We start from the raw sequence: 10,922 nt of genomic DNA, 5'->3' as shown, positions 1-10,922 counted from the left end.
TGCAGATTCTTCAGGATCTAAACCAAAACTTGAATTTGGGCGAAACCATTGTGTACGTGGAAAACTATAGTGGTACGAAGTTAGACCGACCTGAATTGAATAAGCTACTGTCAGAAGCAAATCAAGGCGACACCTTGTTGGTTGAAAGTATTGACCGATTATCACGCCTAACCCAACAGGATTTTCAAGAGCTGAAGCGCAGGATCCAGGAGAAGGGACTTCGTTTAGTCGTAGCAGATCTTCCTACTACCTACCAAATGATTCAAACCAGTGACAGCATTACTCATTCAATCCTGGATCTCATCAACAATATGTTGATTGATCTCCTGGCAACAATGGCCCGCCTGGACAATGAGAAACGTATAGAACGTATTAAGCAGGGCTTGGCACGTTCGGGTTACAAGCCAACAGGTAAGAAAGCCAATGAGGCTAAGCACAAACGAATAAAAGAATTACTAGCAGCTGGCAATATGACTAAGGAAGAAATTGCCAAAGCAGTGAATTGTGGAGTTGCAACTGTTTATCGAGTTGCTAAAGTCATTTAAAAAGGCTTGTATCAGTGCTTCCCTTATGTCATATCTATTTACAAAGGAGCAAGGCATTTTTAAAGATCAAAAGACGGAATTAATGATGAAAAAGCATTTGATTTTCCTTGTTTTTATAGTGATGGTTTTTATTTTAGCTCTAGTTGTAAAGATTAATAATGATCATAAAAAACGGCAAGCATTAAACAAATTGGAACTAGTTGAAAAGCAAATCCATTAGGTATATGAATATTAAGATAAATAAAAAGCCCTATAGTCTCTCCCGTTACTATAAGGCTTATAAATCTCTGCAATTTTTTTCTTAACTACCTACTTTTCCGATGTAGGTTATGAATATATTTTACCTATTGGTAAAAACAAAGATATAAGACAAAAGGTGAATATGCTAGGAATTTCGCATAACAACCATTATGTTAAATCAGGTTTAAAACTTAATATCATGTGAATTAAAGTAGGTCGGATCAAACTCTATCTCTCCTATTTCATCCTCGATAATTTGCATGTAATCGTCATATCTTGGATGTTTAGGGTCTTGTAATGCATCTAAAATATCAAGATATCCAAAAATTCCTCCAATATCTTCAAATGGAGCATGATTTTGACCATCTATACAACATGGATATTTTTTATTTAAATCAGGAGATTGTCTGCTTTCTACAGTAATCAAATGTTCCCAACAATCGCCAAAATCATATGTATATATAATTTTTTTACCTACACGTAGAACTTCTTTCAATTTTTGTCTTTTATTGATCTTTTCATGCTTAATAGTCGTGAATTCATGTAAATGGCTATCTTCCCAATCAAAAGCAGATTGAATTGCCTTATGGAGCGTAGATAAAGTAGCTGCCGATGAAATTTGAATAGTTCTCCAGATTTCAGGATTACTGCCTAGAAGACTAATTTTTAATTGAAAAACTTCATCAGAAGATTTGAGCTTTACAGTTCCCATAACAGCCTAGTTCTCAAAAAATAGTTTTAGTAAATCTAAAATTAACATAATACACCTTATACGAAATGCGTTATAATTATCTTTATTAATCAATGGTATATATCATTTTGATTGGCCCGTATCCTCCAGATCGGGCTTTTTTAATGATTTATCACGTTCCACGCTTATTATTTGATCAAAGTTCCACAACTTTGATTAGCACAGTTGAATAATGCCCTTAGCCATTCGGCAAGAAAAACCGGCTTAACCACCCTCTTTTCGGCTGCTCCGGTTCAACCTGCTCCGGTACTGGAATGCGCTTATTCTCTGTCTGCTCCGGAGTAGTCAATCCCTCATCTTTAGCTTCTGCTTTGTCCGGTTCTGGAGCTGTTTTGGCCATGCTTGGTTGCAGCGGTTCTTGATCGGTAAACGTAGTCATATTAGGTTTTGGGGCTTCTAATAGGCGTTGCATCGTTTCAATTTGGTTTTGATAAAAAGATTCCCGATCTTTGGCATCATCAAGCTGATTTTTCAGCATGTCTATTTGTTGTCTAAGCAGTAAAACTTCTGCCGAATTTGGACTGTCTATTTTTACAGGTTCTTTTACATCCTGTTTTTTGACGGGTTCCCCAAAAACACGGATTGCTTCCGCTAGATCAATCTTATTCTCAGAATTTTTACTTAAAATTCCTTTCTTTATGTTGTTGTAAATGGTTTGTCTATTGATGTTGTAGAGCTTGGAAAGTTCAAGAACTGTAAGGGTTTTCATGCTGTAAACCTATGCCTAAACTTGTCAAAATTGATTGTCTATTAGACTGTCTAATAGACAAATGATCAAGTCTATAATTTAGGCAGCTTTAAACCCGACTTTTTCAAGGAAAGGAATAAATTCCTTTACTTTTTCTGAATCTTTGAGCATCTCAGCAAGCCTTACAGCAAATTCAGGATAGCTTTCAGTTCCTTGAGAATAGTTGCTACTTACTTCTGGGAGTTCTGATAGTTTGTTAGCAAACAAGTGACGTTGTGCATCAGTTAATTTAGGGAAATCAACCTTTGTATTTTGTGTTTTAGTTTTTTTCTGGGTTAGTTTAAAAGAAAATCCTGAAATGATTCGACCTGTTTTATGTTGTTCGTATTTAGCAGTTATATCTGTTAGCTCATTAACTTGTTTAATAGCAAAATCTAGAACATAACTTTTGAAGTTACTCATAGTCTTGTACTGATTAACTTCAACGCCTAGTTGCTGTCTAAATGTTTGTAAATCAAAAACAGGAGTCTTTCCTGCGGATCTCCATTGAATTAACAATTCATACAAACGAATTGCATAAGTACTGGTTAATTTAGCGACTTGCTGTAATTCATACTTAGTAAAGTTTTCTTCTAAGCGAGTAATAAGAGGAACTATGTCTTGAGTGAAGCGTAAAAAAACAATCCCTGAATTTGGTTCATAACCAATTTTATCTACCCAACGACAGTGAAAACTGCGGTCTTTCCCCGTTTTAGGGCTAATGTCATGATAAGTGACATAACGGTCAAATAAGCTTTTAGATGCATCTCTCAGAACTTTATAAGCAGTATGTTTTTCAACATTAAAAGTATTTATATAACTACTTGCATGAACTTCAAGGAGGCTATTTTCTGTAATCCCATGTCCAGTTTCTCTGGCTTCTGCTATCGCAAGTAAAATTAAGCGTTGTTCTACCGTATCAAGTGTATAACTTGCTTGAACTAAAGCATTGTCTTTAACAATTAATTTTGACATTTCTCTATTTATTATCTTAACAACTAGGTCGTAAGATAGACTATTCAAATTGTTTTGGCAATTCTCTTTTTACTAGGTCGATAAACCTAGTTTTAATACCCTTTAAGACTAATATAATTTCACCACCTTTAAAGGCTTTTAGGCTAATAAACCTTAGCTTAGTGATTGTTTTAAGAGCAAACTTAATATTAAAGAAGTAAAAGGTCGACAAACCTAGTTTTAAGGTCGACAAACCTAGTTTTAAGGGTCGACAAACCTAGTTTTAAGGGTCGACAAACCTAGTTTTAAGGGTCGACAAACCTAGTTTAATAGAACCTGTAAAGCTTTTAAATAAATGCTTTCAGGATATCTAAAAGCATTTAAAAACATTAAAAATAATTAAAAGCCCAGGGAGTGAAAAAATTGCCCTATGTTTTCGCTACGCTCAAACTCTATTGAATCTCGCTTTCACTCGATTCGTTGGGGCAATTTTTTAGTTAATTCTTTCTTGAATTCTAAAAATCAAAAGCAAGAATGAATTCGCTTCGCTCATAAAGCTTTTTTACTCGCTTTCGCTCGATCTAGAATCTGATTTTTACATGTGATTTACGCTTTATTAGGCTCTACGGCCTAAAAAGCTGTTTTTCAGAAAGTCGAAGCGCGAATTTTAGTGGTTCGCTCGTAGACACTCGCTCTATAGATACCTTTTAGGTATTTAATTTGAGTTTTAAGGACATTTCTTAATTTATAAATTAAGGATTCATTTAGGGGTGAAGCGTAAAAGGGCTTATTTCGCATTTTTAGCCCTGATTACATTTTTTATGTAGGATTTTATAGGATTGAGCCCAAAACAGGCTGTAATCGCATTTTATGGCTTTTTACGGTGCTTTTGGATGAGTACCTTGTGAAGTTTTTGTCCATTGATGTTATAGGTTGGCAAATCTTCAATCATACGCTGGAATAATTTTGTTTCTTCCTTGAGGTCTTCGGTGTTGTTTTGGATCTCTTTATAGATTGTGGTTTCTTTAATGGCTCTTTCCCAAATAATGCTCTGTAGGAGGGCATCTCTGAGTAGGGGAATATCGCTGTGTTGGATCTGAAGATCCAGGTCTTTATAAAGCGATTGAACTACACCTCCTATCGCGTATTTGAGTTGGTTTTCTGCATTGCGTTTTTTCTGGGCTTCTGTCAGTTCCTTGTGACTTTTCTGCAAAATTTCACGTTTGTGTTCATTCTCCAGCCGGATTCGATTGTCTAGGGCGGCTTTTTCAATTTTCTGATAAGACTCTAGGGCGCGATCTAGGCGGAAAAAATTATCCTGATCCATTGTTTGATTGAGTAAGGTCAGAATTTCAATTTCGTTGGCCAAGAGGGGCTGTTGGTTTTTGTCCTTCAGTTTGATTTGTTCAATGAGTGCCTGTCTTGTTAGAAACTGGTTTTTCTCTCGGTCGACTGTTTTGAACAGGCTGAGTTGTTTGTCATTGAATCTGCCATTGGATTGCTGAAGTAGGGTCAAAGCCTGTTGTTGTTTTTTCTTGAGGAAGGGAAGTTTCTCCAGAAATTGCTGCAATGTCGTGAGGTCATTTGAGGTGAGTATTTTCGTAGGTCTTCCACGGGCCGCCATCGCATTCTCCAGCATAAAATGGGTGAGGTTTTTGTGTTTTCAGTTTAGCATAGGCCGGCACGGGAAGAATTAAATAAAATGTGGGAACATTTTATTTAATTCTTAAGCTCGTTTCCGTGTTTTTAATTCGATATAATTACTACGCAATTATATCGAATTAAAAACACTTCTCCTCGTGCTCCGCAGGCTCTGCGAGGCTCCGTGAATTTGAAGGTGGGATTATGTTCTATTGCAACCTGGAACACACAAGCAAAAAGGCCGTGAAAACCCGATCGGGGAAAGTAAAAAATGCTGCCACGGCCAAGAACCGGTTTCACTACATTACCCGGACTTCGCACTTTAAAAATTATAAAGAAAGTGCCTCAGAACAGATCGAGTTTGTGAGATCCGGCAATCTGCCAAATTTTGCTGAAGGAAAGCCAGCTGAGTTTTGGGACGCTGCAGATATTTATGAACGTAGTAATGGCCGTACCTGTTCCAGTTTGGTGGTGGCCTTGCCCAAAGAGTTGAATCAGGCACAGCGGATTGAATTGGCCGAGGCGTTTATTGCTGAGTTCGCAGACCGCTATAGCTATCCCTTTACCTGTGCCATTCATAATCATGTTGGATCGTTGGGTGGGCAAGAGCAACCGCATTTGCATTTTATGTATAGTGAACGACATGTTGATGGCATTGACCGGACCGCAGAACAGTTTTTTAAGCGTTATAACCCAAAGGATCCACAGAAAGGTGGGGCGCAGAAGCTGACAGCTGATGTGTTAGGTATGGGAAAGGCGCAGTTACAGCTGTATCGGCAGAAGACTGAAGAGCTGATTAATGACAGTCTCATGCGTTATGCCCCGACCAAGATGGTGGAAATCAAGGGAATTCAGGTGGAAGTTCCTAGCTTGGTCAGCTGTTTATCCAACAAGGAGTACAACAAGAAGCATGGCACACAGCTGAAGGATGTTCCTGTGATGAATAAGGCGGTCCGTTTTGCGCGTGAGAAAGAGCCGGAATTAGTGGCCGAACGGGAAAGAATGACTGCTGAAATTAACCGGTTACGTGCTGAAAATCATTATGAGTTGTATCGTCCATTTTACGAGGCTGAATTAAAAAATCGTCAAGAGATTGAAGAATTGAGCACGCAAGCTGAAACACCACGGACACGGCAGCGTTGGTATGCTCAAGAAAAATTATTGTTTTTACAACAAAAAATGCAGCAAACCTTATTGCAAGATCATCAAACGACCGAACCTTTTAGGTTGATTCAGCATGATTTACAGGCTTATATCGATCTTTTGAATACCGAATTCTTCGATCGACTTGAGAAATTTGAATACTTAAGTGATCTGGGCCAACGGTTAAAGAATTCAGTTATTCAGATAGCCTCTATTGATGAAGAATTGGCATTCATGCAGCGGCAGGTCATCGAACGTGTGCCTTTGCAAATGAGAGACAAGGCAGTAACTCCTGACAAAATAAGGAATCATGATCAGGATAATGATTTTAGTTCTGGTTTTTAGGCAGATTGTTTAAGGCGCGCCATTGCATCAGCAGAACAGCCTCTTCATCTTCCAGTGTAGTTTCTCCAGACTGGATCCGTTCAAAGCGTTCCCAGGATCTTTTTTTATGGGCCCTTTTTTCTTTGGGACTCATGCCGAAGGTCGTAATCGATTGAGCTGTTGCCCAATCCTTGCGATCCATTTTTTTGAGATGCTCACTTGTACTGAATTTTTTCATGGAAATACTTCTGATAGGGACTTAACCGAATTATTTGATCTTTAATTCCTTAACGTGACAGAACCTGATATTGCAACTGCCAAGCTGAATGCAGAACTTTCTCTTGTATTGTAAAAGATAATTCGACTTCTAGATTTTTTTAGCTTCGATAAAAACAAGATAATAATTATAAATCAATACTTTAGATGATTAGTGATGAATTTTAGATGATTAGTAATGAATTTTAGATTCTATTTTTTTTAGCGTCTAGCCTAAAATTCATTACTATCCCATTTTATTTATTAAGCATCACTATAATTAGTCAAAAAATGAAAAAAACTTCATTAATAATCCAGATTTACCAGAAATTATATATGTAAGAATAAGGAGTACTATTATTGTGAATATCAAAATATCACCCTCGGGGTGATTGAGACCAAATTTAATTAAGTTTGTGTCGAGAAAGCGGTCCAAGATCCAAGATAAAATCATCAAATTTACTGTCAAAGCTGTTGCTACCAATTTAGCTGAAGACTCTTCTATTTGTTCAATAAAACTCATTTTTACATGCCTATGTTATAGCTACTCTCAATAATATTGATACAGATCTTCACAACGGTTTGCAAACTTCGCATAAGAGATTTTATGTTAAATAGGTGATTTGGTCACTTTTAGATTAAAAAAAATTGCTTTTTATATAGAATAGTTTAGATTCTTACCTATTATAAGTGAAAAAATCACATACAGATATGTTAGCTAATTTTCGAGTCCTAAATTTTCTTTCTTTTGCCGAGTTGAATACTTTATCTTTAGTAAAAGGAAAAACTAGACAGCATCCTAATCATGTCTACACTACGCCAGTTTTAGATCTTCTAAAATTCTCTACTATCTATGGTGCGAACGGTGCTGGAAAATCTAATATTATCAAAGCAATTAAATTTTCAAAGCAGTGTATTACTGAAAATGAATTAAATATTGTTCATAAAAAATCTTATTGTAGAACTAATATTATCAATAAAGATTTAGAATCCAGTTTTGAATATGAAATTATTATTAATAAAGTAATTTATTCCTATGGTTTTTCTATTTTGTTATCCAAAGGAGAACTGAAAAAAGAATGGATGTATGAAATTAAAGGAGAAGAAGAATTTCCTTTATTCACGATGGAATATGAAACTAAAAAATTAGAAATTGATATTGATAATTTAACTAATAGTGCTAGAGATAGAGCTAGGCTGCTTACTTATGTAGAAGATTTTAAAGAGTTAAAAAAACATGATGAAAGTTTATTCCTACATTTCTTGAATGATACGAAAAGTGATTTTTCTAAAGATAGTAAAGCATTTATTTTTAATAAAGTATTCTTCTGGTTTGAGAGAAAACTTGAAGTTATATCTCCTACGCAAGCGGCAGATCGTAGCCTAACTTATTTAGAAGAAAGTGATGAATCTATTGAAAATTTTTTAAAAGATTTTGGTACAGGAATTACAGGTATACATGTAGAAGATATTCAACTCGATGAAATATACAAAGTTGAAGATCCAAAATTTATTGATTTCGTAAAAGAGGATGTGGATGAAAAACTTCAATATCTTCAAGATAATATACAGAAAATTGAAAAAATAGATAAAAATATTAGAGAATTCTCAGCAATGATGCGAACTGAGAATAACTTATATTCTATAAAAGTTAACATTGATGGTGATATTAACTTTAGAGTTATTAAGTTTTGCCATTATATGGATGGTGAATATTATACTTTAGGTGAGGAATCTGACGGTACTGTAAGATTGCTGGAACTTTACGATATTATTAAAAATAAAAATGAAAAAATATTCGTTGTTGATGAGTTAGATCGCAGTTTACATCCAAATCTTACATTTAATTTTGTTAAAAAATATCTTTCAATAGAGAACAAATCACAGCTGATTGTTTCTACTCATGAAGATCGAATTTTAGATTTGAATATTATGAGACGAGATGAAATTTGGTTTGTAGAAAAAAATGATATTGGAGAAAGTAAAATATACTCATTAGAAGAGTTTAAAACTCGGTTTGATAAGGACATTATGACAGCATATTTAGATGGTCGTTATGGTAGTATTCCTAAGTTCAAGTTTTTTAATAATTAAATGAGAAAACTGTGGGATTTAGACTTACAAATAAAGCTCCTAGTCAAGCTAGGGATGTAGAAGAGCCGAAAGCGCCGAAACCTAAACTATTTTTTGTTGTGGAAGGGGCTGAAACTGAAGGGCTTTATATCCGTGAATTTAAGAATGCATTTGTTGATAAAATTTTAGGTGAAATAGTTTTTCTAGATAGGGAAGATGGTACAAAGTCTCATCAGCTAATTGTAGTTAAATCGATTGATACATATTTTAAATTAACTACTAATTTAAATGAGGACGTGATCCACCAAATAGGTGTTATCAAAGAAGAAATTCTTACAGAAACAGAATCGACATTAGAAGGACTTCAAGAAAAGCTTGATCTTATACATCAATTGATTGGTGATGAAAATTATCAAATTTTATTTGGTAACTTAGCATTGGTTAAAGATAAGCCATTAGAAATGTTAAATGCCATAGTTGAATTAAAAGGATTTGAGCATGGAATTGATAAAATTCTAATAATTATTGATAGGGATAAGCAAAGCTTTAAAGAGTATCAGTATGATGAAGTCTTAGAAATTTCTGAAAAGAATGGGTACAGCCTTGGCATATCAAATCCTTGTTTTGAAATTTTCCTTTTATTACATTTGAATGATATCAATCATTTAGATAGAGATTTGGCTTTTGAGAATAAAAGAATTAGACCAAAATCAAGAGTAAAGTATATGCCTCATGCTTTGGATAATGAGTTGAAAAAAGTTTCTAAAAGATATACTAGCAAAAGTAATTATGACGCAAAGTATATTGTCTCTAAATTTGAAGATTTACCAAAAAATATTATTGATTCACAAATATCGACAGATCCTAAGGAACTCAAAGATAATATTGGAACATCAATTTATGAAATTATTAAACCTTATCTTTAATATTTTCTAAAATTAACATAATACGCGTTATGCGAAATTAGAAAAATGAGTTTATTGCACTGATATTTATCTGTTTTTTAAATTTTAGACCTGGGTTGGTGCCCAGGTTTTTTTATTGCGTATAACAGCCATTATGTTAAATAATAGGGGCTTCTAAGTACGCGATTAGAAAATTTAGTCTTTAAGAGGAGAAATTTGTTCTAGCTTATCTTCAGGATTATTTTCTCTAATATGTATAATTCGATCATAATTTTCTACTCCTCGTAAGTGAGGTGGTGCAAATGCTGGATACTTGTTGAAAAAGTGCATTTTAATATTTAGTGCATGGTCTAAAATAAAAGCACATTCAATTCCATAGTACTTATCATTAATAAAAAAATTGTCTGTAGTTTCTATTAGTTCTTGGATAGCTAAATCCAATTTTTGAATTTTTTCATTAATATCTTTAGTTTTCTCTTCTATCTTTTTATCCATTGGTATCACCTATAGAATTAAGTTTCCCTAAAATTAACATAATACACGTTATACGAAGGCAAAAATGGGAGCTATAAGCTCCCATTTTTAATCTTTAATTCGCTTTTTCGCTTCGTCATAAACTATGCTATCAGCTCGTTTTCCGACGGTAATGAGCAGGATAACTACCTGATCATCTTTAACTTGATAGACAAGTCGGACACCAGCTTTTAATAATTTGATTTTATAGCAACCTGCAAGATCGCCTCTAAGCATATTCTTTGGAATATGTGGCTGCTCTATGACTTTGGCTAGTTTCTTTTTAAATTGATCTCGTATAGCAACAGGGAGTTTTTCCCATTCTGCTGTAAAGTCCTTGTGACGTAAAAGCTTATAAGTCATCTAATGTGACTTCCTCAAACATCTCTTTAGGATCATTAATGCGCTTACGGACAAGAGCTAATAATTCTTCATCTTCTTCCGAAAGCAAAGCTTTTTTGACAGGCAGTTTCCCAGTCGTAGCAACATACTCAAGAATACTAGTGAAGAAATCCGTAGGTGCAATACCTTGCTCTTTAAGGATTGAATAAGATTTTTCTTTAAGGGCTTCATCGATCCTGAAGTTAACAGTAGCCATCATATTTCCCAAGTATTTAATGTACTAGGAACATTGTAATGCAAATTGCATTACAAGTCGTGTTATTCCAAAGTAGAAATGTCCTACCTAATAACCAAATAGAAATGTCCTATATGGACATTTCCAAGTCAAGCACAGGATTTAGATTTCGTTCTTGAATTGCTGTTTTCTGTGCACGTCTGCTTGGCATCTTTTGAGAACGATTGCGTTTATTTTGTTGTTCTAGTTCTTCATGCTGCTGTTGAATATGGGC

General features: G+C 34.7%; 12 protein-coding genes and 1 pseudogene. 4 read left to right on the top strand and 9 right to left on the bottom strand.

The window, feature by feature from the left end; all coding sequences use genetic code 11:
* Positions 1-545: recombinase family protein (locus FTT85_RS17200; RefSeq protein WP_180184044.1), on the top strand; the 545-nt coding region annotated here is incomplete at its 5' end.
* Between the two features lie 424 nt (positions 546-969).
* On the opposite strand, the gene FTT85_RS17195 is transcribed toward FTT85_RS17200, so the two are convergent.
* The 4 genes from FTT85_RS17195 to FTT85_RS17180 all read right to left on the bottom strand — a co-directional run bounded on the left by FTT85_RS17195 (position 970) and on the right by FTT85_RS17180 (position 4,841).
* Positions 970-1,497 carry a plasmid pRiA4b ORF-3 family protein gene (locus FTT85_RS17195; RefSeq protein ID WP_180184043.1) on the bottom strand — a complete coding sequence of 176 codons (528 nt, stop codon included), beginning with the start codon at positions 1,495-1,497 and terminating at the stop codon, positions 970-972.
* Positions 1,498-1,714: 217 nt separating this feature from the next.
* Complete coding sequence (locus FTT85_RS17190; protein ID WP_180184042.1) at positions 1,715-2,245, bottom strand: plasmid replication DNA-binding protein; 531 nt, start codon at positions 2,243-2,245, stop codon at positions 1,715-1,717.
* Positions 2,246-2,323: 78 nt separating this feature from the next.
* A complete protein-coding gene (gene repM, locus FTT85_RS17185; protein ID WP_180000635.1) occupies positions 2,324-3,238 on the bottom strand; it encodes a replication initiation protein RepM in 915 nt (304 codons plus the stop codon).
* An 847-nt stretch (positions 3,239-4,085) separates the two neighbouring features.
* The gene (locus tag FTT85_RS17180) at positions 4,086-4,841 is read right to left on the bottom strand and encodes a hypothetical protein (protein ID WP_180000619.1); all 756 of its coding nucleotides are present in this window, start codon (positions 4,839-4,841) and stop codon (positions 4,086-4,088) included.
* Between the two features lie 221 nt (positions 4,842-5,062).
* Between FTT85_RS17180 and FTT85_RS17175 the strand changes: the two genes are divergently transcribed.
* Positions 5,063-6,346 carry a MobA/MobL family protein gene (locus FTT85_RS17175; RefSeq protein WP_180074442.1) on the top strand — a complete coding sequence of 428 codons (1,284 nt, stop codon included), beginning with the start codon at positions 5,063-5,065 and terminating at the stop codon, positions 6,344-6,346.
* On the opposite strand, the gene FTT85_RS17170 is transcribed toward FTT85_RS17175, so the two are convergent.
* Positions 6,330-6,563 carry a hypothetical protein gene (locus FTT85_RS17170; RefSeq protein ID WP_249733010.1) on the bottom strand — a complete coding sequence of 78 codons (234 nt, stop codon included), beginning with the start codon at positions 6,561-6,563 and terminating at the stop codon, positions 6,330-6,332. The two genes, FTT85_RS17175 and FTT85_RS17170, sit on opposite strands and share 17 nt — an antisense overlap.
* Before the next feature lie 707 nt (positions 6,564-7,270).
* Here FTT85_RS17170 and FTT85_RS17165 point away from each other — a divergent pair.
* Complete coding sequence (locus FTT85_RS17165) at positions 7,271-8,674, top strand: AAA family ATPase (protein WP_218955507.1); 1,404 nt, start codon at positions 7,271-7,273, stop codon at positions 8,672-8,674.
* Between the two features lie 11 nt (positions 8,675-8,685).
* A complete protein-coding gene (locus FTT85_RS17160) occupies positions 8,686-9,579 on the top strand; it encodes an RloB family protein (protein ID WP_180184040.1) in 894 nt (297 codons plus the stop codon).
* Between the two features lie 174 nt (positions 9,580-9,753).
* Here FTT85_RS17160 and FTT85_RS17155 read toward each other — a convergent pair whose 3' ends face one another.
* From FTT85_RS17155 to FTT85_RS17140, 4 genes and pseudogenes are all read right to left on the bottom strand, one after another.
* Complete coding sequence (locus FTT85_RS17155; protein WP_000358348.1) at positions 9,754-10,053, bottom strand: hypothetical protein; 300 nt, start codon at positions 10,051-10,053, stop codon at positions 9,754-9,756.
* An 87-nt stretch (positions 10,054-10,140) separates the two neighbouring features.
* Complete coding sequence (locus FTT85_RS17150) at positions 10,141-10,434, bottom strand: type II toxin-antitoxin system RelE/ParE family toxin (protein ID WP_000221358.1); 294 nt, start codon at positions 10,432-10,434, stop codon at positions 10,141-10,143.
* Positions 10,424-10,669, bottom strand: a complete 246-nt coding sequence (locus FTT85_RS17145; protein WP_000246755.1) for a type II toxin-antitoxin system RelB/DinJ family antitoxin — start codon at positions 10,667-10,669, stop codon at positions 10,424-10,426. Before FTT85_RS17145 ends, FTT85_RS17150 begins: the two co-directional genes overlap by 11 nt.
* Before the next feature lie 109 nt (positions 10,670-10,778).
* Positions 10,779-10,922 (bottom strand): annotated as a pseudogene (locus FTT85_RS17140) (ISNCY family transposase); the annotation flags it as partial.

The sequence above is a fragment of the Acinetobacter sp. YH01020 genome, assembly GCF_013420275.1.
In the GTDB taxonomy this organism is placed as follows: domain Bacteria; phylum Pseudomonadota; class Gammaproteobacteria; order Pseudomonadales; family Moraxellaceae; genus Acinetobacter; species Acinetobacter amyesii.
The sequence above is the reverse complement of the archived record's forward strand: the minus strand, read 5'-3'. Positions and strand labels throughout refer to the sequence as shown.